Origin of the sequence: Nostoc sphaeroides (assembly GCF_003443655.1) — a bacterium.
Taxonomy (GTDB): Bacteria; Cyanobacteriota; Cyanobacteriia; order Cyanobacteriales; family Nostocaceae; genus Nostoc; species Nostoc sphaeroides.
Genome location: NZ_CP031941.1, coordinates 5,936,547 through 5,960,000, shown reverse-complemented (window position 1 = coordinate 5,960,000; position 23,454 = coordinate 5,936,547). Strand labels below are relative to the sequence as shown.

Annotated in this window: 18 protein-coding genes and 1 pseudogene (1 of these 19 cut by a window edge); 5 read left to right on the top strand and 14 right to left on the bottom strand. The window is 43.4% G+C overall.

Translation table 11 applies throughout. The features are described from left to right. The 5 genes from D1367_RS26650 to D1367_RS26630 form a co-directional block, all read right to left on the bottom strand. Positions 1–410, bottom strand: the 5' portion of a protein-coding gene (locus D1367_RS26650; RefSeq protein ID WP_118169641.1) for a Uma2 family endonuclease. It extends 133 nt beyond the left edge of the window; the window shows 410 of its 543 coding nt (coding positions 1–410); it begins with the start codon at positions 408–410; its stop codon lies off the left edge, out of view. Positions 411–516: 106 nt separating this feature from the next. After that, the gene (locus tag D1367_RS26645) at positions 517–969 is read right to left on the bottom strand and encodes a GTPase (protein WP_118169640.1); all 453 of its coding nucleotides are present in this window, start codon (positions 967–969) and stop codon (positions 517–519) included. Positions 970–1,100: 131 nt separating this feature from the next. Beyond that, positions 1,101–1,313 carry a helix-turn-helix domain-containing protein gene (locus D1367_RS26640; RefSeq protein WP_118169638.1) on the bottom strand — a complete coding sequence of 71 codons (213 nt, stop codon included), beginning with the start codon at positions 1,311–1,313 and terminating at the stop codon, positions 1,101–1,103. Positions 1,314–1,486: 173 nt separating this feature from the next. Continuing rightward, a complete protein-coding gene (locus tag D1367_RS26635; protein ID WP_118169635.1) occupies positions 1,487–2,284 on the bottom strand; it encodes a peptidylprolyl isomerase in 798 nt (265 codons plus the stop codon). 477 nt (positions 2,285–2,761) lie between these two features. After that, positions 2,762–3,136 (bottom strand): c-type cytochrome, encoded by a 375-nt coding sequence (locus tag D1367_RS26630; protein ID WP_118169633.1) that lies wholly within the window; start codon positions 3,134–3,136, stop codon positions 2,762–2,764. A gap of 210 nt (positions 3,137–3,346) precedes the next feature. On the opposite strand from D1367_RS26630, the gene petG reads away from it, so the two are divergent. Then, entirely contained in the window at positions 3,347–3,460 is a 114-nt protein-coding gene (petG, locus tag D1367_RS26625) for a cytochrome b6-f complex subunit V (RefSeq protein ID WP_063721252.1), read from the top strand. A gap of 83 nt (positions 3,461–3,543) precedes the next feature. Here petG and rsmD read toward each other — a convergent pair whose 3' ends face one another. Then, positions 3,544–4,134, bottom strand: coding sequence for a 16S rRNA (guanine(966)-N(2))-methyltransferase RsmD (gene rsmD / locus D1367_RS26620; protein ID WP_118169631.1), 591 nt, complete (start codon positions 4,132–4,134; stop codon positions 3,544–3,546). 70 nt (positions 4,135–4,204) lie between these two features. Then, complete coding sequence (gene hisH / locus D1367_RS26615) at positions 4,205–4,840, bottom strand: imidazole glycerol phosphate synthase subunit HisH (RefSeq protein ID WP_118169629.1); 636 nt, start codon at positions 4,838–4,840, stop codon at positions 4,205–4,207. Between the two features lie 58 nt (positions 4,841–4,898). On the opposite strand from hisH, the pseudogene D1367_RS26610 reads away from it, so the two are divergent. The 3 genes and pseudogenes from D1367_RS26610 to D1367_RS26600 all read left to right on the top strand — a co-directional run. Continuing rightward, positions 4,899–5,087 (top strand): annotated as a pseudogene (locus D1367_RS26610) (peptidase C15); the annotation flags it as partial. A 763-nt stretch (positions 5,088–5,850) separates the two neighbouring features. Beyond that, the gene (locus D1367_RS26605) at positions 5,851–7,287 is read left to right on the top strand and encodes a DUF3370 domain-containing protein (RefSeq protein ID WP_118169627.1); all 1,437 of its coding nucleotides are present in this window, start codon (positions 5,851–5,853) and stop codon (positions 7,285–7,287) included. A 588-nt stretch (positions 7,288–7,875) separates the two neighbouring features. After that, on the top strand, positions 7,876–8,313 hold the full coding sequence (locus D1367_RS26600) for a response regulator (RefSeq protein WP_118169625.1): 438 nt from the start codon (positions 7,876–7,878) through the stop codon (positions 8,311–8,313). A gap of 79 nt (positions 8,314–8,392) precedes the next feature. Here D1367_RS26600 and D1367_RS26595 read toward each other — a convergent pair whose 3' ends face one another. Both D1367_RS26595 and D1367_RS26590 read right to left on the bottom strand, forming a co-directional pair. Then, positions 8,393–8,734, bottom strand: coding sequence for an RICIN domain-containing protein (locus D1367_RS26595; protein WP_118171667.1), 342 nt, complete (start codon positions 8,732–8,734; stop codon positions 8,393–8,395). A gap of 303 nt (positions 8,735–9,037) precedes the next feature. Then, on the bottom strand, positions 9,038–10,369 hold the full coding sequence (locus D1367_RS26590; protein ID WP_118169623.1) for a hypothetical protein: 1,332 nt from the start codon (positions 10,367–10,369) through the stop codon (positions 9,038–9,040). A 139-nt stretch (positions 10,370–10,508) separates the two neighbouring features. Between D1367_RS26590 and D1367_RS26585 the strand changes: the two genes are divergently transcribed. Next, on the top strand, positions 10,509–11,081 hold the full coding sequence (locus D1367_RS26585; protein ID WP_118171666.1) for a Uma2 family endonuclease: 573 nt from the start codon (positions 10,509–10,511) through the stop codon (positions 11,079–11,081). 257 nt (positions 11,082–11,338) lie between these two features. Here D1367_RS26585 and D1367_RS26580 read toward each other — a convergent pair whose 3' ends face one another. The 5 genes from D1367_RS26580 to rpsT form a co-directional block, all read right to left on the bottom strand. Further along, positions 11,339–15,412, bottom strand: a complete 4,074-nt coding sequence (locus D1367_RS26580) for a DNA-directed RNA polymerase subunit beta'' (RefSeq protein ID WP_118169621.1) — start codon at positions 15,410–15,412, stop codon at positions 11,339–11,341. Positions 15,413–15,532: 120 nt separating this feature from the next. Continuing rightward, on the bottom strand, positions 15,533–17,410 hold the full coding sequence (locus tag D1367_RS26575) for a DNA-directed RNA polymerase subunit gamma (protein ID WP_118169620.1): 1,878 nt from the start codon (positions 17,408–17,410) through the stop codon (positions 15,533–15,535). A gap of 154 nt (positions 17,411–17,564) precedes the next feature. Then, the gene (rpoB, locus tag D1367_RS26570; RefSeq protein ID WP_118169618.1) at positions 17,565–20,864 is read right to left on the bottom strand and encodes a DNA-directed RNA polymerase subunit beta; all 3,300 of its coding nucleotides are present in this window, start codon (positions 20,862–20,864) and stop codon (positions 17,565–17,567) included. A gap of 746 nt (positions 20,865–21,610) precedes the next feature. Beyond that, a complete protein-coding gene (locus D1367_RS26565) occupies positions 21,611–22,396 on the bottom strand; it encodes a TatD family hydrolase (protein ID WP_118169616.1) in 786 nt (261 codons plus the stop codon). Positions 22,397–22,480: 84 nt separating this feature from the next. Next, complete coding sequence (gene rpsT / locus D1367_RS26560) at positions 22,481–22,777, bottom strand: 30S ribosomal protein S20 (RefSeq protein WP_152588936.1); 297 nt, start codon at positions 22,775–22,777, stop codon at positions 22,481–22,483. Positions 22,778–23,454: the final 677 nt, after the last annotated feature.

The following is a 23,454-nucleotide window of genomic DNA, read 5'->3' as shown; positions in this document are numbered from 1 at the left end:
GATAAATCTATCACCCAATACTCTTGTATAAGAGCAGCCGCGTAGATTTTTGTTTTGAGTTCTAAGTCTTTTTTTTGGCTCGTTTTAGCAACTTCTATTAGCCAAAAGATATCTTCTGGTTCAGGATGACGGTTATTATATACAGAATCTTGTGGTCTAACAATAGCGATATCTGGTTCAGGTTCTGAATTTTGTAGGGTTATCGGACCATTAAAGCGAACATCTGCTTTCCCTGCTAATAAATTTTCTAGGTATTTCGCGCCTCGCTTTGCGGTGTTGTAGTGTATTGGGGTTTCTGGTGTCATTTCTACAATTTCCCCAGCGAGTAACTCGACACGGCGATTACTTAAGATTCCGGCTGCTATCATGCGATGATAGTCGTCCACTGTCCATTTTGCTAGGGTCTTCATCCCAGAGTCATTGATTGTTTGTGTAGACTTGGTTTTATTTTATCTTTTTTTGGTGTGGGGCAAATCTCACACGGTAAGCTGAACTTACTAGCTGAGGCGATCGCCTTTACCATCTGAATACTGGCAATATTGCGAGCTTGTAGTTAAGTAGAGTATTGTTCTTTATTCCTCGTTTTTCGTCTGTAGATACTCTTGTGTCATCCAATCTACTCACAAACCACATTGAGTCAACCTGATTCTCTTTTGAACGTATGAGTTCTAGATATTTATAGTCATTTCCTTCTTCCTCTAAATCGTCACAAAGACCTGGGGTATCAATAACTGTACATTTGATTCCATTTATATCTGAGTCATAATTTTTAACCTCCATTGTTGTTGGTTCATAGTCACCAACTGAGGCTATCTCTTTACCCATCAAGCTATTGACGGTACTTGATTTACCAACTCCTGTACGACCTACTAAAAGAAACACAAATTCTTTTCCAATTTGTGTCTCCAATTTATCTTGGAGATTTTTAATAAAATCCCTTGCTTTTCCTTCGTCATCAATTTTAAGCATTCGCAGTTTATCTTATAAATTTTAAAATTTATTTAGTAGCTAATAATCTATGCAGCTACTAATATTTATTTTTACATAATTAATGCCTCTGTATTTTTACTAAGATTTGATTGATTATAAAGTGCGATCGCCTACTCTTCCACCACATCGATCAATTCTTCAATCGTCACCTCAAAAGCACAGGCGATTTTCTGAACAGCAGTCAAATCTACCATACTCATCCCAGGATGTCGGGCATAACTTTTAACTGTGTTGTAGTTTACGCCCGCACGATCTGCGACTTCTTTGATAGTCCACCCTTTTGCTTTTGCAAGTTCTCGAATCTTTAGTCTGACTAGCCCCATTTTTTATCTTGACAAAGGCGGGATTCGACCCTTTAATAATAAAAAGGTGCAATCCCACCTAAGAGTGACACAAATCAAAAGCGATCGCTCGTCCAGCCTGGAAAACTAACAGAGCGATCGCGCTATCTTCAGTTTTGAAGCCAACCAAGCATAGGAGTCACGTCCTTCCATACTTAGGTTAAAGGTTGATCGCCCTCTCCCTGTGATACTGTCCCCGCCTCTAATTGTGGTGCAGACATGATTTGCTTTTGCTGTTGTTGTAGCCAGGTTTCAAAGAGTTCATTCAGCAGGCGCACTTTCATAAATTCATCCAGTTGTGCGGGGATAAATTTTTCCAGCCGCAAAATCACGAACCAATCGGCAATGCGGGTAGGGGGCAATATCTGACCTGGTTGACTGCTAGATAGCATTTGTACCATTACCGGATGTAGTGCATTCAGTTCAATCGGCCCTACTAAGCCTCCAGTTTGGGCTTCTGGCCCGAGTGAATATTCACGCGCCAAGTCAGCAAAAGAGTTTTCTTTTGCCTGAATGCGGAAGTAAAGTTCTTGGGCTATTCCCACATCCTGGGTTCGCAGTAGAGAATAAATTACTTTGTCTAGTTTTGTCTTGGACTGAAAAAAGTAGGATTCCAGTTTATTACCCCAAGTAGCTTGCTTGAATTTTTCAATTTTAAGCTTACGAGTAATAATAACTTCTAGTTGTTCGGGAGTCAGCCCTTGATGTGCCATCCAAGTCTGGATGTCTTCTTCATTTTTGAACTGTTTTTCAGTGTAAAACTGCTGTTTGGCTTGGGCTACTTCCTCAGGTGTACACTCTATTGCTAGCTTGGCGGAGCGTGAGTTTTGCTCTATCGCCTCATCAATGATTAATTCGCGCTGCAACTGTGGCAGCATTTGGTAATTCGCCAGTAAGGAAATCAATTCACTAGCTGTGATTGTACGATTACCGATTTGGATCGCTTCAGTCATTAGCTTTCGGCCATCTCAAAGTATCTAGTTTGTTAAAAGTTGCTAAACCTTAGCTCATTCATTGGGAACTTTTGTCTTAATTTTACCGAGTTAGGTACCCAACCTGACTTTCGTGATAATTAAATAGTGGCTTTAACATACTCTAAAATATACAGTTTATATGAGTTTTTATCAAAGATTCTACGTAAATGCGACCAGATGTGAAGAAAAGGACAAAGGTCAATGACTAATGAGACTTCTCGCCACTGCAACTTAGAAGGGCGTTGTTATACTGAGCTAGGGTGCTTTGAGATAACCTTCTGCTAACAAAGGTGTTTTTAGTTAACCAGAAATACTCACTCTATAGCGAGTCTGATTTGAATCTGATTTTCCCGTTATCTTTTTGGTAAAGCGATGTCTACGACGGGCTGCGCCTACGCTCACTATACCTCTATCCCAAAGTCCTATTATGTATCCCACAACCAAAAATTCTAACGTTTACAACGACTCTAAATAGTTCAGAAGATCCGCCATTTCTTGGGCACTAGGTTGGAATTTTGGCATTGGCGGGGTTTCACCACTGATCACCTGGCGAATCAGTCCATATCGAGACTTGTGCTTTGAGACAGCTTGCAAACTCGGCCCTACTCGCCCGTCTGCTTCCAAGCCATGACAACCAGCACAGTTAATTTGAAAGATCGCGTGTCCTTGAACTGGGTTTCCTGTTAAGGATAGAACGCTCTTGACGTATGGATCGGAGGCTTGAACCAACTGAACACCAAAAAAGCCCAAAGGGACTGCCAGCAGTATAGCCAGCGCCAATAAAACGATCCTCTGAATCAAAATTTCAGGTTTGGTAATCTGGTTATCCAAAAGGTTTGCTGTGAAAGTCTAGATGTGCTAAAAAGTTTTCATTTCCTACACATAGCTTAAAAGTTCTTGATTGTGTCTGCAAGCACAGAAGACTATTTTCTTGTGGGCAGTCGCCCTCCAAAAAGGCTGTAGGGCGCAGGATTCATACGAAATTTGGTAAAATCAAAAGCAGGCAACGAATATTTAATAATTTCAAAGAGGAGATTTACAGTGGTTGAACCCCTACTATCAGGTATTGTCCTTGGTCTAGTTTTCGTCACCCTTGCCGGACTGTTTTACGCTGCCTATAAGCAATATAAGCGCCCGAATCAGTTGGGGGGGTGACAAAAGTGCTGAGTTAGGAGTTAGGAGTTAGGAGTTAGGAGTTAGGAGTTAGGAGTTAGGAGTTAGGAGTTAGGAGTTAGGAGTTAGGAGTTATATTGTTCCTCATCTCCTTTATCTGCCCCTGATCCCTCACTCCGAATTCTGTAGAAAGTAAGTGATGTGTTGCCGTAAAGTTTCTCGCGGCAAACTTCCCAATCGGGAATCTCTGGCGGTGTCCAACCTTGTGAGGCGTGTTCAACTGCGATTTCACCGCTAGGATCTAAAAGTTGATAGTGAGCGATCGCTTCTAATACTGGCTGGTACAATCCACTAGCATAAGGTGGATCAAAGTAAATTCTATCGAATTGCTTGCCTGTTAAAGTCTTTAACTGTTGGACAATATCTCCCCGCAATACCCGAAGTTCTTGCTCGGCATTCGCCACCTGCTGCCAATTTTCTTGGATGGTAGCACAGGCTCGGCTCGATTGTTCAATTCCCACTACTAGGCTGGCTCCTCTACACAAAGCCTCTGCGCCCATTGAACCAGTACCGGCGCACAAATCTAGCCAGCGACAACCTGCAATTTCTCCCTGCCAAATATTAAATACTGCTTCCCTTACCCGCGCACTAGTGGGTCTAGTTTCTTTTCCTGGTAAAGTTTTTAGCTGGCGATTACCGTAAATTCTCAGGCTCATTGGTTATTAGTCATTGGTCATTGGTCATTAGTTTTAGACAAAGAACAAAGAACAAATGACAAAAATAGTATTAGGCAGGAATTTTTTCGCGGACTTGAGCAACAAAATTCGATAAAATTTGCAATCCGATATTAGAGGATTTTTCGGGGTGAAATTGGACTGCCATTAGGTTTTCGTGGGCGATCGCAGCTGTGACGGTTTGAGTACCGTGGGTGATAGTTGCTGCACGGATTAGCGGATCTATTGGGTCAACATAGTAAGAATGGACAAAATATACCCAAGGATCGGACGGTAAATGCTCCCACAAAATACTTTTTGGTTGAGTCATTTCCAGTTGATTCCAACCCATGTGAGGAATAGTGATGTCAGGTTCTGGGCGAAACCGCCGCACTTTTCCTTTGATAATTCCTAGTCCTGGTTGAGTACCTTCTGCACTTGATTCAAAGAGAATTTGCAATCCTAAACAAATTCCCAAAAAAGGTTTACCAGATGCGATCGCTTCTTTAATAGGTTGTTCCAAACCACGCGATCGCAGGTGTTGGACTGCTGGATCAAATGCTCCCACTCCCGGCAGAACTATTGCATCTGCCTGCTCTAATTCCTTTGGAGAATAAGTAACATTAGGAGTTGCTCCAGCTTTTTCCAAGCCTTTACAGACTGAGTGCAAATTTCCCATCTCGTAATCTACGACCGCAATTACTGGCATTCACCTGCTCCTTGTAAATTTATTATGGAGGGTTTTTCTATTCTAAATAATATTTGTTATGAAGAAAAGAATTCTATTAACTTCTTTTGACATTTGCCTAAAATATCAACTGTCGAATTCTTCTGATGATTTATTACTTGAACTTACCAAACTTGATCTGATACCAGATGACTTAAGTTTTTTACGCCAGTTACCCGTAGATGTGCAACTTGCCAGTACTCAGGTAATGGAAAAAATCAATGCAATTTAACCTGATTACATCGCAATACTTCTCGGTTAAGGGGAAAAGGGGAAGGGGAAAAGGGAAAGAAAAAACCTTTAACCCAACCCCAGTAACCTTTTCCCCAAACCAAATTCTGAGTTCAAAATGCTTAACCGAGTAGTATTGGATTACATCGTCTCTTGTGGCATGGCTGTAAGCCGTACATAATTAAGTGGGGAAGCAGTTGCTAAGTAAGTAGGCTAGAATAGGGAACTCCAAAAAATAAATTATTCCACATTCAAGTCGTTGACTGTTGACTGTTGACTGAAAACCCGTGAACCGTCAACGGTCAACAGTGAACAATAGCAATGGAATATTTTTTTACTTGGAAGTCCCATAAATAAAATTAGATTAAGTAATGTAAAAAGTATTGAGATTATTTTGTAGTGAGAGCTTCAGCCCTCATTTGAGGACTAAATTCCTGACTACAAACTTTTAATTATTTACACCGCTTTACTTAGCTGTAAAGAAATTGTTTTGCAAACAGCAGTTGATTTAGAAGAATTAATGACGGGAGCAGCAGGGATTGAGATTAGCCCCGACTGCGGTAAACTTGTCTGTCGCGTAGTGTCTCGCAAAGAGTACTTAAGCTAAAAGCAACTCATGGTACGTTGTATTTTTGCCCACGTTCCGGTTCTCGATCCAGAAAATTTGATGGGGATTCTTGCAGATTGCGTATTAATTATTAACAAACTGGCACTTTCATCAAGTTGTTAATGTCTGTATGGTGAAAGAAATATCTAAGTATATGTTGCCATTGTTACTAATTTTCCCGATTGCCCAATTAACTCCTCCCATGCCACTGCCTGAAGAAGTTGTACAACCACAAGAAGTACGTCCTTTACCAGGACAATTGGATACAGTGCCAACGTTTAACAGCAATAGTCCAGAATTGGTTTTGAAAGAAGGAATTTTACTCTCCACCTTTCCACCAGATGGCAAAAAAGTGCCAACGGCGCATCTGAATTTTCCCTTTCGAGGACGATTTGATATTTTTGCCCATCATATTACTAGAGCTGAACCGCCAGAGAATTTGCGTAGGCGTAGCCCGTCGGAGACATCGCTGTATCTAGGGATAATTTTGCACAATCCTAGTTCGGAACCAGTGAAAGTGAATATTTGGCAGGCGGCGAGTTATTTGAGTCAACCGGATGCACCATTTATTGAGCTACCATCCTTTAGCCAAAATATGTTGGGTACAATTTTTGCCGGGCCAGGCGATCGCGTCATGTCTGATGTACTGAGGGGACGGCGACAAGAGATTTTTCCTGCCCAAATTGACATTCCAGCAGGGCAAAGTCGGATGTTACTAAATTTACCTATTCCTGTGGAGGGATTGACACCACCCCTCAATGGTCGGTCTACATTGATCCGATTGCAAAGTAATGGCACTGTCTATGCAGCTAGCCTAGCCATGTTTGCACGGGTGAATCCCGATGGTAGTGAGCGATGCCTACGGCAACCCGTTCGCGTAGCGTCTCCGACAGGAGAAGCGGGAACGCCGACTTTAGAGGAGTGGCAGAATTTACTAGATAATGGTGATTTGGCTGGGCCACGGGATAAAGCGCCTACTCCCTTAGAAGAAACTGGCAAACCAAGAATTTACGGGCGTGTTGCTGGAGTGGCTGGTGGTTCACGATGGAGAGCCTTATTAGTAGATAATCCTAAAGGCAGGTATCTAACTATTCCCCAGCCTGGTCAAATGTTTTCCTACGCTCTGAGTAGCCTGCATGGCGGTACATTAGGAACTGGCCAAATTCAAAGTGCTACTATGCTGGTGCGCTATCCTGACACAGCATATCGCGCTCATGGGAACTATGGGATTCAATATAATCTCAAGTTGCCGCTATACAACAATACTCAAAGTCCTCAAACTGTTAGTGTGTCTATACAAACACCACTTAAGGAGGAGCAATTGGGAAAACCGGGGTTACGCTTTCTTAGTACACCAGCCCCTCAAGTATTCTTCCGAGGGACAGTGCGGGTACGTTACAAAGATGGGCAAAATCAGCCCCAGACTCAGTTTGTGCATTTAGTGCAAAAGAGAGGTCAAGAAGGGGAACCCTTAGTTTTATTAAATATGAAAGCAGGCGATCGCTCTTTAGTAGAAGTTGACTTTCTCTATCCACCGGATGCTACACCTCCACAAGTTTTAACAGTTTCAACTCAAGCTGAACCTCGGTAATGAGTGATGGGTAATGGGTAATAGCTTTTCTCCAATTACCTGTTACCAAAAAATATTAGTCAGCTGATTCAAAAAGCTCTACTGTTTACCAACTTGGCACATCTATTATAAAGCACCCAGTTAGGGCAACGCCTTACAATGTTTACTGATAGCAGGCATAGTATTTATCAAACACACAGTGTTTAAAAACGATTCAAGATTGTAAACGCCTATTGAAGTTGCAATAATAGATATTATGACTACTAGGGTAGTAGTCCAGGGCTTAATTTCACGCATTGATTCTTTTGTTTTGATTGATTTCGGAGAGCGTAACCCAGAGACGCTACCCAAATCTAGGTCTGGAAAATAGCGTGATTTATTATACTAGCTAAAATTATTTTTGACTAATGGTTATTAAAGCCTGTGGTCATAGATAACTAGTTCGGGGCGATCGCTTACCTAACAGGGCGTTCAATGTTGATCCATGAATTAACTTCTTCATATTGATAAAACTTTTCACCCCAAATTTGTGTATTTAGGGTGAATACTTATTCCGCCCCATGCGTTGCAATAGAAATAGCATACTATAGCAGGTAATAAAGGGACGGCATGGCAAGCCATCAAAAAATCAATCAAGAAACTGAGTTAAATTCGCTCCAGCAGCTTATTGGAACCCTGATTTTACTGGTAGAGGATGAGCCAGATATTGCAGATTTGCTCACCTTCGTTTTGGAAGCAGATGGTGCAGAGGTGATCGCTTTAACCGATGCAGAAGCAGCCCTTGCCTTGGTAGAATCGCTTCATCCCGATATTCTGTTGTGCAATGTGAAATTGCCCGATCATGATGGAAATTGGTTAATTGAGCAAATTCGAGTGCATTCTTGCTCATCCTTAAGACAGTTACCTGCGATCGCTATCACTTCTTATACACGGGAAGTCTCAATTCATAAGGCTTTGAATGCTGGCTTTGATCGATTTTTAGTCAAGCTTGAGAGTCCAGAGGAAATCGTAGGTGAGATTGTTCACCTGCTATCTACCGATCTTTAAAAATAAATACTCTGTCTTAATGTCGTTTTTGACACTGATTGTACTAATCGGTGTTGGAAGTACACAGCTAGCTGTACACTCAAAGACCTATCGATAAATTCCACAATTGTCCTGAGAATTTACCACACTTAGCCATAACTGGTTTGTTGTTTATTCCATCGTTGATAATATCTAAACACTTATCTGCCCCTGTAAACTGTGTTCGTAAACGATAATACCCAGGAGAACCAGCAGTTTCTATGCTCCAAAGCTGTCCTGAGAAGTTACCGCACTTAGCCATAATGGGTTTGTTGTTTACTCCATCGTTGATAATATCTAAACACTTATTTGGCCCTGTAAACTGTGTTCGTAAACGATTATCACTTGACTGAGCAGTTACCTCTTTTATTGGGGGCAAAGTGGCAGAGGCAGAAACTATCATAGCTAATAATACAATTTTACTCAAAATTGTACTGTGATTATTCGGCATGGTAAGTAATACCTCTCACTAATAAATGTATTAATTATATAGCTTCGCTGCACACCAAGAATTTTCATTTGGAAAATATCTAGCCCGATTTCAGCACATTATTATTTTAATTTTCTACCTTTGAACAAGCACTCGCAGTGTTCACGACCAAGGTAACTTACAGTATTTGGCTGTTATCTCTGCCTTTTTGATTTTGTATCAAGCGTTCATGTTCTAAAAATGTACTTAATTGCATGAAAAAGACAGAGAATTCACTTAAAGTTTAAAACCCTTTGCTGGTTTTTTTTGCCCTTTACCCTTGGGTTTGGATTTGTTAACTTCTCCTAAAGCTTCTTGAAATAAATTGTGTAAATGTATAGGAACACTAGCAATTTCTGGTAACTCTGGCTCAATAGGTTTATTGAATTCTTGCAAAAGTGTGTCTAAGTCGCTTTCAAGACGAAATTCTGGACGTTGTAAAACTGTTTGCAACACATTTTCTAATTTACTTGGATACTGTTGCGCTAATCGATGCCAAATAAAAGCATTAATACTTTTATCTTCAAGGTAGTAGCGAACTAATTTTTCCGCTCCTTGAACACTTTGCCAGTCCTCTGCTGATAAAATTGCTTGTACCTTACTATATGTTGGTAAAAACATTTGTCCCCAACGAGGATGAGAAAGAGCCGTTACCTGTTCTGCTTTCTTTAGTTCCGCAGGTAAATCAACCTTTGGCATCACCATTTTGCTATTACTGCTTTTGCTGTTAAACATCTGAGAGACTATGTTGGAATCAGCACCAAATTCTTCTGCTGCTGCTTTTATTTCATCGTCTCCAATGCCAGCCGCTTCTGCCACTTCAGCCAAGGATTTAGAAGTATCAATTCCTGCTTCTGCAAAGCGTTTTTCAGTAATTAATTCTTGAAATTCCGCTATTTTTTTATTAAGCTTATATCCAGATAGTGTGATTTCATCAGTGCCAAAAAAGTCCACAAACTGCTGATGATATTGTCCTACTGATTGCCAAGCTTCTTCTAGCAAGTCTGGAGCATCGCTGTAAAGATTACTTTTATAGTTTTCTTTAAAATTACCAATTGCTACAGCAAGTTTTGGTTTACCTAATTTACCCATTATTGTATAGGGGCCAGAAAACATCCAGTAGCTATCGGTAACAGGAGAAATGCGAGTTAATAAAATTTCTCCTACTTTCAACCGAGATATTGCCTGTAATGTTTGAGTATTATTTGGCTTGACAATGTAGTGTTTATCTGTTAACCAGTTTGTCAATTCAAAGCCATCAGGTAGGATATTGGTAATGGCAAATAAGCCAATAAAACTATCATGCCAGCTGTTGATCAGGTTGCGATCGCTTTCTTCTAAATCTGGATGGCTTTCGATAAACAACTCTAATGGTGACTTATCACCGACTTTCCCGGCTGTCAGAAAGCTATCGATAATTAAGTCCTGCTGTGTACTATCCCCACTTCCCCGGCGCAACTGTGCGGCTGCATAAGTTTCCAGTGCTTGTGCTAGTTCGCCTTCAGCATCAAGGACAAAATCAACTAAGGCTTGTTTTAATTGGTGCGATCGTTCTAATATGACATCCACAAGTTAATCTCTCGGTGCAACAGATGTAGATTATAGCTCTTGAGAGAATTACAGCATCTAGCAATAGCTAGATTTATGCGGATTTAGCCGTAAAGCTTCTTTTAAACTAGATACAAGGTATCACAAAATGTCATTACAGATGGTTGCAACTCCAAATTCTAGCTATATTTCTCCAGAAGACTATCTCAAAGGAGAAGAAACCAGTCCTATCAAGCATGAATATAGACAGGGACATGTTTATGCAATGGCAGGAGCAAGTAATACGCATGTAATTATTAGCGGCAATCTGTTTGCTATGCTAAGAAATCATTTGCGTGGAAGTGGTTGTCAGGCTTATATCTCAGACACCAAAGCACATATTGAGTCAATTAATATCTATTACTATCCCGATGTTATAGTAAGTTGTGACCAACGAGACAAAGCTTTTAACAACTTTCTGCGTTATCCTTCGTTAATTGTAGAAGTGCTATCTCCGACAACAGAAGCCTTTGACCGAGGTGATAAATTTGCTGACTACCGACAGATGGAGTCACTTCAGGAATATGTACTTGTGAGTCAAAGTCGGTTAAATGTTGAATGTTTTCGCCGTAACCCAGAGAGACAATGGGTACTTTATCCCTATGGGCAAGAAGATATCATTCATTTGGCCAGTGTAGATTTTCGGTGTGCTGTTGCAGATTTATATGAGGATGTTACTTTTGAATCCCCGTAATTGACAGACTACTAGATTGAAAAGTAGAAACCAGAATATTGAGCAATACAGTTCTGATAAGATCAAAACACTTGTAGAGACGGCGATTTATCGCGTCTCGAAAACCCACAATTTTATACAATTAGCCCTTAACCCAAGCGTATTGGAATATTGAGGATTTAAAAATATGTTTTTAGAGAGCAAAAAAAAGGCAAAAGAAAATCTTCTTTTGCCTTTTTATTTTTTACATTTTAATAGAGACGCGAAATTTCAAGTCTCTATTCGTCGTCGAAATCATCCTCGTCGTCTTCCTCTACTTCCTCAAAATCGTCGTCGTCTACGACTTCATCGGCGATTAATTCATCTTCGTCATCTAGAACTGACCTTTCTGCACGTCTGCTACCAAAACCAGATTCCCCAAGAGTAGGAGAATCTAAATTATAGGTGCGAGCTGTGCGGTCATCTAAGACCATATCTAGGGGATCATCGACTTCATCCAAGACACTACTGGTAATTTCAGCAGCATAGTCTTCAATCGCACCGGGTTCTTCATAGGTATTGTAGCCAGTACCCGCCGGAATCAACCGCCCGATAATCACGTTTTCCTTTAATCCTCGCAGCCAGTCGGATTTGCCTTCGATCGCTGCTTCGGTAAGTACCCGTGTTGTCTCTTGGAAAGATGCGGCGGAAATAAAGCTGTCGGTATTCAACGATGCTTTGGTGATCCCCAACAATACTGGGGTATACTGTGCCCTAGCACCGCCTGTGATTGCCATAGCTTCATTTACCTGCTCAACTTGGCGCAGTTCTACCAATTCACCAGGAAGCATAGTGGTGTCACCACCATCATCAATCCTGACTTTATTGGTCATCTGGCGAACAATGACTTCAATGTGTTTATCGGAAATATCAATTCCTTGAGATTGATACACCATTTGCACTTCATTCACCAAGAATGACTGTACCTTCTGCAAAGCATGGCTAGCACAAGCATAGATTCCATCTTCGGAACCCAGGCTAAAGAAGATTTCCAAAATTTCGTGGGGATTGGATGGGCCATCGGTTAATGGTTGTCCCGCTAACACAATCGATCCATCTGGCACAATCAAATTTTGTCCTGGGCCTAGAGGATAATCTGTTACCACGCCATTTGATTCTACGACCTTGATAGCGATCGCTTCATCACCACTTTCAGCGTAAACTACCTTAACTTCACCCCCCCGGCGACATAAAATGCACGCTTCTTTGGGTTTACGAGCTTCAAGTAGTTCTTCAATCCGGGGCAAACCTTGAATAATATCTCCGGTTTTGGCGCGTTCAAACACCAACAACACCAAGTTATCACCCCGTTGTACCAAATCGCCGTCTTCTATCTGCAACACAGCACCAGGGCTGACTCGATAAGGGCGACCGATACGGGTAGTAACAACATAGTTCTGAGTTTGAAGTGAGGAGTTAGGAGTTTCGGAATTAACTCCTAACTCCTCACTCTTAACTCCTAACTTTTTAACGTCCACTACTTGCCCTGATTCTGGGGCAAAAACTCCAGGAGCAACTTCTGTACCTTCTACTAGCAAGTCACCCACTTTTACCTTTGGCTGAGTACTAGTATTAATGGTCAGCCTATCAGCATCGCGTAATACCAAGCAGCGACGCACGTTTTCGGTTCCTTGTCGAACACCCCGCACTTCCCCGCCTTCTTTACATAAAATTTGGGTACGTGCAACCACAGATCCAGGGGCGATGGTAAGCCCATCGTGTACCTCAAGTGTGGTTTGGGTGCTACCTTGGGTGGCATCGGCGGTAATGTCTCGACGAATTACCAAGGATTCCAAAATTACCAGTTGTAAACGTTGAACTTCTGGGTCTTCAGTATCCTCTACTAATTCAATATCTGCTGCAAGGGGTGAAGCATTATGGTCTTGTTCCCCTTCTTGCTCAATTTCCAGCACTAGCTGGGTTCGCAGCAGTTCCACGCCTTCAACAGATTTGACGCGTTCTGAATCTTTGTAAGGTAGTCGCTGCACAGCCCGCAATTGAATTGATCGCCCGGTTTGTTGGCTCACCGATGTAGTTGATGGCACATCTGGATTATCAGGTACGGCAAACTCAACAACTGGACGACTCAACAGGGCAGGCCCTTCTGGTGTCTCCACATACTGGATATAACGCAATTCCGTGGCGACGTTACCTTGGAATTCCTCACCTGGTTGGATGAAGGTGTTATCTCGCCCAATAACTGATTCTGGATCGTCCACCATCAGCAGTTCCCCAGGCTTAACCACCACTTCCCGCAGGATGTCGTTTTTCTGGGTAACTTCTATCACACCACTGTTTTGGCAGAAAATATCTTTTACTACCTCGGTGCCAGCTTCTACAAACTGACCATCTTCTACCAACAGCAAGGAAATATCTTTATTAACTTCGTGGCTTTCTTCGGGAATCCACAAAAGAGTACCGCCTTGCACGACTTCATAACCAAGCTTGGCTTTGCCTTTTTTCTGGACTTCTACACCTGCGAATTTTAGGAAACCACCAGTGGTTGTCCGATAGCGATCATCAATTAACTCGGCTACCACTTGACCATTTTGCACTTTTGTGCCTGGTGTAGCTCTGAGGTTAAATACTTGATTGTTACCAGTAGAGACTAAGTAGTTATTGCGCCCTTGGGAACTTTGGACTGTCACCGTTGCTTGGTCTAATACCACAGAAGCAGTGATAATTTCAATTTCCCTGGTACTCTTACCTGGGGTAGCTTCTGGCAAACGCACCACACCGCCGTGCAAACTGGTTAACTTGGTTTCTGCTAAAACTCCATTAGAAGCGATCGCATCACCATTTTTCACCACCAATTCTGCACCAGGGGGCAAGTTATAAACTTCCCCAGACAAAATCCAAATCAAACCACCGCGTGCGGCTGTGGTTGTGGTATTACCTTGACGGTCAGTTTTTTGTTCTGGAACAACTTCGGCAAATTGCACTTCCCCTGCTAAGTCAGAGGCTACATCTTTAACTGCTTTTTCTGTATTAGTCCGAGTTGTGCGTCCACCAAGGGCAACCTCTGCCAACAACTGACCTTGTTTTACCTTATTTCCATCAAATACATATAGTGTTGAACCTTGGGTCAGATGAACCTCTTGGTTCTCTGGGGTAACATCACCTACTTTTGTTGGCTCCAAAAGCATGATGCCATTAGCCTCAACATAGAGGGCATCTTCCCCGTGGCGGGTACGATATGTTCTAGTCTTCAGTTTGCGGGGAAGCTTGACAGTCCCATCGATTTTAGAACGAACTTGTTGCGCCACTTCTCCAGTAAACACCCCACCTGTGTGGAATGTCCGCATGGTTAACTGAGTACCAGGTTCGCCGATACTTTGGGCAGCAATAATCCCCACAGCTTCGCCCAAGTCCACCATCTTGGCGTGGGCTAAACTCCAGCCGTAGCAGTGTTGACAGACAGAACGTGCCGCTTCACAAGTTAGGGGACTCCGCAGCACAACTTCTGCCACCCCAGATTTGTCGATTTTCTTAGCCAAGTCCTCAGAAACTGGGGTATTGCGTGGTGCAATTACTTCTTTTGTCACCGGATGCAGCACATCTTCGCCAATTACCCGTCCCATCAAGCGGTTTCCTAGAGGGATCAAGGTTTTAGCACCTTCTGTCATTGGTCGAATGGGAATTCCTCTCGTGGTACCGCAGTCAAATTCCCGAATAATCACATCCTGAGATACGTCCACCAAACGCCGGGTGAGATAACCAGAGTCAGCCGTCCGCAAGGCAGTATCTACCAATCCTTTTCTGGCACCGTAAGACGAAATAATGTATTCCGTTACAGTTAAACCTTCACGGAAATTGGTTTTGATGGGCAAATCGATAATTTCCCCTTGAGGATCTGCCATCAGTCCCCGCATCCCCACCAATTGCCGCACTTGAGAGATGTTACCCCGTGCCCCGGAGAATGCCATCATGTATACGGAGTTCAGGGGATTAGTCTTCTTGAAGTGGACGACGACTTCATCTTTCAACGCTTCACTAGTACCATTCCAAGTATCGATTACCTTTTGGAAGCGTTCTACTTCAGTGATTTCTCCCCGTTGATAACGGGTTTCAGTAGCGCGAATTTCTTCTTCAGCTGCTTCTAAGAGCAATCGCTTAGTTGGTGGTATCATCAAGTCATCTACACTGATGGATACCCCTGCCTTGGTAGCGTAGCGAAATCCCAAATCTTTCAATTTGTCCGCCATCACTGCGGTTCGCGCTGTACCATAATTTGTAAAAGCCCAAGAAATTAAATTTCTCAGCTGACCCTTATCAACCACCCGATTGCGAAAAATCATTTTTTCGTTAGTCATTAGTCATTAGTCCTGAGTCATCAATAATTAATAATTCGTAATACTCGCCAAACGCGAGAAGCAAGCTACGTAATTCGTAATTAATTCTTCAATTACGAATTACGAATTAGAAATTACGAATTAACTTGCTAGTGCTTCCTGAATGGCATTGTTGTAAATAACGCGGCCAGGAGTTGTGTATATATACTGAGAAAGTACATTGCCTTTAGCGTCTTGTCTGACTCGACGGAACTTATAGAGTAATGTGCGCGTACCATCCTCGTTTTCCGTCACTTTCACGGGTTCTGTATCCGGTTGATCTGATTCTATTTCACCGTCAAACCGCACATAGATATAGGCGTGCAAGTCAATTTGATCTTGCTGGAAAGCCATAATTACATCCTCTAGCGAAGAAAAGTAATTTCCTGCCCCTTTTGTCGCACCGGGATTTTCTGCTGTTAAATAATAGGCTCCCAACACCATATCTTGGCTAGGCGTGATGATCGGTCTACCCGTGGCTGGTGACAAAATATTGTTAGAAGCTAACATCAACAACCGCGCTTCAGCCTGACTTTCTAACGATAGAGGAACGTGTACCGCCATTTGGTCGCCGTCAAAGTCGGCGTTAAACGCTGGACACACCAGAGGATGCAGTTGAATCGCTCTACCTTCTACCAAAATCGGTTCAAAAGACTGAATACCCAAACGGTGCAACGTTGGTGCCCGGTTTAGCATTACAGGGTGTCCTTCAATCACCTCTTCCAGCACATCCCAAACACTGGGATCATTGCGCGATATCAGCTTTTTCGCAGCTTTGATGTTATTTACCATGCCGCTACGAATCAGGCGGTTAATTACAAATGGCTGAAATAGCTCAATTGCCATTTCTCTAGGCAAACCGCACTGGTGAATTTTCAGCTTTGGCCCGACCACAATTACCGAACGTCCAGAGTAGTCAACCCGTTTACCCAACAAGTTTTGTCGGAAACGTCCTTGCTTACCCTCAATAATGTCGGACAAAGATTTCAGTGGTCGGTTATTTGCCCCTACCACAGTGCGTCCCCGACGACCATTGTCAATCAAAGCATCCACTGCTTCTTGCAGCATCCGCTTCTCGTTCCGCACAATAATTTCTGGTGCCAAAATTTCCTGCAAGCGTGCCAAACGATTGTTGCGGTTAATTACCCGCCGATACAAATCATTCAAATCGCTCGTGGCAAACCGTCCGCCATCTAGCTGCACCATTGGGCGCAAGTCGGGGGGAATCACGGGAATAACTGCCATTACCATCCACTCTGGTTTTGAACCAGTAGCGATAAAGTTGTCAATTACCCGTAGTCGCTTAATTAACTTGGCTCTCTTTTGTCCCTTAGCATTGCCAATTTCTTCGCGTAGGCTTTCGGCTTCTTGTTCTAAATTGATATCGGCAAGCAAACGCAACAGCGCTTCAGCACCAATACCTACCTCTACGCCTTGCAGGACAGAATCTTCGCTATAAATTTGGTCTTCTATTTCCAACCACTGGTCTTCACTCAGTAGTTGTTTGTAAGTTAAAGTTTCGGCATTACCAGGACTCAGGACAACATAAGAGTTGAAATAGACAATCTGCTCGACATCCCGCAAGGGCATATCCAACAGGATGGAAATATAGCTAGGAATACCCTTGAGATACCAGACGTGAGCTACTGGTGCAGCGAGTTTAATATAGCCCATGCGGTGGCGACGCACCCGTGACTCGGTGACTTCTACCCCACAGCGCTCACAAACAATACCTCTGTGACGAACTCTTTTATACTTGCCACAATGGCATTCCCAATCTTTCGCTGGGCCAAAGATGCGCTCACAAAACAAGCCATCCATTTCTGGCTTGAGAGTTCGGTAATTAATCGTTTCTGGCTTGGTAACTTCACCGACTACTTGACCATTGGGCAATGTTCTCTCGCCCCATTGGCGAATGCGTTCCGGGGAAGCCAAGCCGATTTTTACGTAGTCAAACTGATTAGTTTGGGCAGGTCTCATACTTAAGTGCTGAGTTTCGAGTTATGAGTTTTGAGTATATTTAGTTTTAAGTTAGGAGTTAGGAGTTATGAGTTTTAAGTTAGGAGTTATGAGTAAAACTTCTAATTAGTCTTTACTCTTTACTCCTCACTCCTAACTCCTCACTCCTCACTTTCTATTCGTCATCATCCAGCGATTCGCGGGAAAGAGATTCATAAGTTGGTCGAGGTGGTGTGCGACGTGCTGATTGGTCTGCCATCAAATCGACTTCTACATCTAGGGAACTGCCGTCTGTTTGAGTTTCTACCTTGTGTACGGCAATGTCTAACCCCAATGATTGCAACTCGCGCATTAACACCTTAAAGGATTCTGGGGTTCCAGGTCGAGGAATTGCCTTACCTTTAACGATCGCATTTAACGCTTCATTCCGTCCTTGCATATCGTCAGATTTAACTGTGAGCAATTCCTGTAAGGTGTAAGCGGCACCAAAGGCTTCCAATGCCCACACTTCCATTTCTCCAAACCTCTGACCACCTTGTTGTGCTTTACCACCCAAGGGTTGCTGAGTCACCAGTGAGTATGGGCCTGTGGAACGGGCGTGAATCTTATCATCCACCAAATGCACCAGTTTGAGCATATAAGCCACACCGATGGTAATTGCTCGGTCAAAGGGTTCACCTGTCCGACCGTCATACACCATGATTTTGCCTGGGTTATCTGGGTTATATACCCAGTCTTTCCCTGTTTCGTCTCGTGCTTCTTGCAATTTGCCATGCACGATTCGGCGGGATGTCTCTTCACCGTACATTTCATCAAAGGGAGTAATTTTAAATCGCACTCCCAAGGTTTGACCAGCCCAACCCAAGAGGCACTCAAATACTTGTCCGACGTTCATCCGGCTGGGTACACCTAAGGGGTTAAGTACAATATCCACTGGTGAACCATCGGGCAAATAAGGCATATCTTCTGCCGGTAATATCCGAGAAATAATCCCTTTATTACCGTGGCGTCCTGCCATTTTGTCGCCAACTTGGATTTTGCGTTTTTGAGCAACATAAACCCGGACTACCATATTGGCTCCTGGTGGCAGTTCATCGCCTTGTTCACGAGTAAACAAGCGCACATCAACTACGCGACCTTTTTCACCGTTTGGTACTCGCAGAGAATTATCCCGCACATCCCGTGCTTTCTCACCGAAAATCGCCCGCAACAGTTTTTCTTCTGGTGGTTGGTCAGATTCACCCTTGGGTGTAACTTTTCCTACCAAGATATCACCAGCTTCTACCCATGCCCCAATGCGAATAATTCCCTGTTCATCCAACTGACGCAAGGCATCTTCGCCGACGTTGGGAATTTCTCTGGTGATTTCTTCTGGCCCCAGTTTGGTTTGTCTAGCTTCAATTTCATATTTTTCAATGTGAATTGAGGTGTAGACATCATCCTGCACCAGTCTTTCAGAGATTAAAATCGCGTCTTCGTAGTTGTAGCCTTCCCAAGGCATATAGGCAACGACGATATTTTGTCCTAGCGCCAATTCACCGCCTTCGGTGGAGGAGCCATCAGCCAATACCTGACCAGCAACAACCCGTTCCCCAATGCGGACGAGAGGTTTCTGATTTAAACAGGTGTCTTGGTTGGAACGTTGGTACTTGGAAAGGGTGTACTTAATTTCTGGGGTATTAGGCTTCGGACGGACGCGAATTTCTGTAGCATCCACATAAGTGACATCGCCATCGGTACGCGATACAACCACCATCCCGGAGTCTCTTGCTCCTTGGGCTTCCAAACCAGTACCCACCAAAGGACGTTCTGGCTTGAGCAGAGGTACTGCTTGCCGTTGCATGTTCGATCCCATCAGCGCTCGGTTAGCGTCATCATGCTCCAAGAAAGGAATCATGCTGGTTGCTACCGACACAATCTGTACGGGAGATACTGCTACGTAGTCCACCTGTTCTGGTGTTGTGGTGGAAAATTCTTGGCGATACCTGACTGGCACTAGTGGCCCAATAATGTGCCCAGTTTCATCTACAGGAATATCTCCCGGAGCAACCCGCAGGTCGTCTTCTTCATCGGCTGTCATGTAGGCTGGAGGCAGATCAAATCTGACTCGCCCATTTTCTACAGGTCTAAATGGTGTTTCGAGGAAGCCGTACAGGTTAACCCGCGCGTGGGTTGCTAAGGAGCCAATCAATCCGGCGTTGGGGCCTTCTGGTGTCTCAATGGGGCAAATGCGTCCATAGTGACTAGGATGAATATCCCGCACGGCAAAACCGGCGCGTTCTCGGGTTAAACCACCAGGGCCAAGGGCTGAGAGCCGGCGTTTGTGGGTCAGTTCTGCTAAGGGATTGGTTTGATCCATGAACTGACTTAATTGGCTGGAACCAAAGAATTCTTTAATTGCTGCTACCAATGGTTTGGGGTTCACCAAGGAAGCGGGAGTTAGCACTTCCGCATCGGATACGGTCATCCGTTCCCGAATGATTCTCTCTAAGCGGTTTAAGCCTACCCGCACTTGGTTTTGCAGCAATTCGCCAACGCTTCTCACCCGACGGTTGCCTAAATGGTCAATGTCATCGATATTACCGATGTCATATTCTAGGTTAATGAGGTAATCTACGGCTGCCAAGATATCGCCAGCAGTCAACACCCGCATGGTGTCTGGGACAGAAAGGCGCAATTTCTTGTTGAGTTTGTACCGTCCAACGCGACCAAGGTCATAACGTTTCGGGTCAAAGAAACGAGAATCAAGGAGTTGTTGTCCACCTAATACCGTGGGTGGTTCACCAGGACGCAGTTTCCGATATAACTCCATCAGGGCTTCTTCTTCAGAGAATTGCCCTTCTTTTTCGATGGTTTTTTGGAAATATTCGGGGTGGCGTAAGGCGTCAAAGATTTCGTTGTCTGATAACCCTAAAGCTTTTAGGAGTACCTGCGCTGAGAGTTTGCGGGTTTTGTCAATGCGTACCCAGACCAAATCGTTACGGTCTGTTTCAAATTTCAGCCATGCTCCCCGGTTAGGAATTAAGCTAGCTGAATAAGTACGTCGCCCGTTTTTGTCGATTTCTGATTTGTAGTAGACTCCTGGCGATCGCACTATTTGATTGACAATTACCCGCTCGGCTCCGTTAATAATAAACGTGCCGCGATCGGTCATCAAAGGCAAATCACCAATGAATACCTCTTGCTCTTTGATTTCCCCGGTTTCTTTATTAATCAGCCGTGTGGGAACATACATTTGGACGGCATAAGTACTATCCCGCCGTTTGGCTTCTTCGACGCTGTACTTTGGCTCCTTGAGTTTGTAGTTATGACCCAAAAAGTGCAGTTCTAATTTGCCCGTATAATCTGTAATAGGACTAAAGGAGTTAAGTTCTTCTATCAGCCCTTCTTCCAAAAACCAGCGAAAGCTTGAGCGCTGGATTTCAATCAAGTCGGGCAACAGAAAGGCGGGTTCCATGTATGTTTCTTTGGTCATGCCTCTACCTTTGTCAACCTGGTTAAATTTTTACTTAGACATTGCTGTTTAACGCTTCCCACTGCTAGCCAGTGTCCGTAGCTGTTTGGGAGCTTCTTCTTACACACCTGTAAATAGCAGCTGTGGGCAAACGCAGCGATTAAAGCTGGAATGAACAATTTGGACAAGGGGGTAATCGCCCAAAATCGGGGACTCAGACGCCAAAAACCCACTATAGTCTTGATTTAAGAAGAATATACAGTTGAGATATTCCTGAGTTTTATCTACTTTCTTCATTTCCCCTCCAAAAAGCGCGTTAATTTGCTGACGCAGCTCTAGACGGTGTGTCTTAAATCCACCCCGCTATTTATACTCTCAGTGATATCTTAGATATCCTAAGACTGAGGGAATGATCCGCACCTTGTCGGCTTTGAATCAGAATCAATTCATTTTGCTGGATTGTACTCACAAGGCAATTTCGTTTAACGATTTTGAATAGGTTCGATACACACCAAGCCGATGTTGTGCAATGTTGCTCAACTTGGTTTGGCACAGTTAGTCATGTGTGGAGAGCATCCGCTTGTAGAGATTTGGAGGATGGCCAAGCCGATAACAGTACGGAAAATTAGGCTCAGAAATTTTAGGTTCCTTCCTTTATCATTATGGCGCAAGCAAAATGTTTTTGAGGGAATAATATTACCATATTTTCCCTCTCTAGAGTTTTATTTTTTTTAGCACAACGGAATAAAAGAGAATTATTGCACACTTTATAATGATAGACCAAATAATTCACAGGCATTCTGGGTGGTTTGATGGGCGATCGCCTCTACCGTTTCCTGACGCAGTTTAGCTACTTGCTCGGCTACATATTGCACGTAAGCAGGTTCGTTGCGCCTCTCACCTCGTTTAGGAACTGGGGCGAGAAATGGGCAGTCTGTTTCAATCAGTAGGCGATCGCTACTCACCATCGCCGCCGAGGATTGGATCGCTTTGGCGTTTTTGAACGTTACTGTCCCGCTAAAGCTGATGTAGAAGCCTAAATCGAGAAACCATTGAGTTTCTTCTGGCGTTCCTCCCCAGCAATGCATGACTCCCCGCACTCTTTCTCCTTTGAGTTCGCGCCATTTTTGCAACACTTCTCTGGTTGCCACAGCAGCATCGCGGCAGTGGATAATCACTGGTAAGTTGAGTTCAGCTGCGATCGCTAACTGTGACTCGAACACCATCATCTGATGTTCATAGTTATCAGCTTTGTAAAAATCCAGCCCCATTTCCCCAATTGCTACCACATGAGAGTCAGAACTCGCTAAAGTTTTGATTTTCTCGGCTGTTTCGTGATCCCATTTTTCAGCATCTAAAGGATGTAATCCTACGGCAAAGCTGATTTCGGGAAACTCGTGCGCTATGGATTGAATGCTGGAAAATTCCTCTGGGTGAACACAAGAATGTACTAAACGTACTACTCCTGCTTCTTGCCACCGCGATCGCACTGTTGCTAAATCCGCCTGGAAACTATCAAAGTTGAGATGAACGTGCGTGTCTATCAGTTGCATCTTTTGTCCTTTGTTGTTTGTCCTTCATCATTTGTCGTTTGTTTTGTTACCAATGACTAATGACTAAGGACAAATGACCAATGCCTACTCAGCTGTTTGTGTCAGAGGTTTTAGTCTGTGAGCCAACCTCGACTTTTTCCTTGCCCCATTATTGGGGTGAAGGACACCCCGCTTGGTCGCTTTATCGATTTTGGCGTAAGCTTCGGATAAGCGAGCCTGTGCTTCTTGTTTTAATTCTGGGGTAGGATTAGCTGTATAGACAGCTACAGCATTAATGTATTTCTTCATCAGCGTCTTGACTGCTGATTTGTAAGCTTTGTTACGCAGTCGGTTACGTTCTGCGATTTCGGCACGCTTGAGAGCAGACTTTGTATTCGCCACAGTCAATTCCAAAAATACTATTAATATGTACACACACTACTAGACTTACTAATATAGCATCCAAATTGCCAATGTTATAATTTCCTAAAAAAAATCTATCTTTGGAAATTCGATATTGAAGATAGTCCTTAGCCCCCAGTCCTTAATTTGGTGTGTCGTCAATTGAGGAAATGCGTTAAAATGAAGTGCATGAAATAAAACAGTCACCCTGACTCATCACCTGGTTAAGCAATGTGATTGCCGATATAGTCAATTTGTCCCTACAAGGGATGTATTGTCAAAGGCAAGGAACTGTAAATAGCTAAATTTCAGGGGTTTCAAAGTATAGAGACGACACTATATTATCGTCTCTGTACAGTTGTGAACTACTAAAAGTTAGGAAAATAAAAATTATACTCAGACCCTACCCCCTGTAAATCCGGGGGATTGGATGTGTAAATACACCACCTCTACCCCAGAAGGAGTAAGGGTAAGGGCGTAAGAGTAGCGGGAAATGGCACGCCTGCTTCCTGCCGCTAGCCATAGCCTTGGCTAGTTGGACTGAGCAATTAAGTGGCCTTCTCAAGCAAAGAATGTGGTGGCAGACTTGAGAGTATCAAAAAAATCCAGGTTAAGCTAGAGAAGAGAATTAGAGTCAGCTTGCACACCCCAGTGGGTCAAGAGCAATACTAAATCTC

Excerpts from the sequence above, each read along its gene's own strand:
- D1367_RS26645 (WP_118169640.1), bottom strand. The coding sequence starts at position 969 with ATGCTTAAAATTGATGACGAAGGAAAAGCAAGGGATTTTATTAAAAAT.
- D1367_RS26640 (WP_118169638.1), bottom strand. The coding sequence starts at position 1,313 with ATGGGGCTAGTCAGACTAAAGATTCGAGAACTTGCAAAAGCAAAAGGG.
- D1367_RS26635 (WP_118169635.1), bottom strand. The coding sequence starts at position 2,284 with ATGACTGAAGCGATCCAAATCGGTAATCGTACAATCACAGCTAGTGAA.
- rsmD (WP_118169631.1), bottom strand. The coding sequence starts at position 4,134 with ATGAGCCTGAGAATTTACGGTAATCGCCAGCTAAAAACTTTACCAGGA.
- hisH (WP_118169629.1), bottom strand. The coding sequence starts at position 4,840 with ATGCCAGTAATTGCGGTCGTAGATTACGAGATGGGAAATTTGCACTCA.
- D1367_RS26605 (WP_118169627.1), top strand. The coding sequence starts at position 5,851 with ATGTTGCCATTGTTACTAATTTTCCCGATTGCCCAATTAACTCCTCCC.
- D1367_RS26600 (WP_118169625.1), top strand. The coding sequence starts at position 7,876 with ATGGCAAGCCATCAAAAAATCAATCAAGAAACTGAGTTAAATTCGCTC.
- D1367_RS26595 (WP_118171667.1), bottom strand. The coding sequence starts at position 8,734 with ATGATAGTTTCTGCCTCTGCCACTTTGCCCCCAATAAAAGAGGTAACT.
- D1367_RS26585 (WP_118171666.1), top strand. The coding sequence starts at position 10,509 with ATGGTTGCAACTCCAAATTCTAGCTATATTTCTCCAGAAGACTATCTC.
- D1367_RS26580 (WP_118169621.1), bottom strand. The coding sequence starts at position 15,412 with ATGACTAACGAAAAAATGATTTTTCGCAATCGGGTGGTTGATAAGGGT.
- D1367_RS26575 (WP_118169620.1), bottom strand. The coding sequence starts at position 17,410 with ATGAGACCTGCCCAAACTAATCAGTTTGACTACGTAAAAATCGGCTTG.
- rpoB (WP_118169618.1), bottom strand. The coding sequence starts at position 20,864 with ATGACCAAAGAAACATACATGGAACCCGCCTTTCTGTTGCCCGACTTG.
- D1367_RS26565 (WP_118169616.1), bottom strand. The coding sequence starts at position 22,396 with ATGCAACTGATAGACACGCACGTTCATCTCAACTTTGATAGTTTCCAG.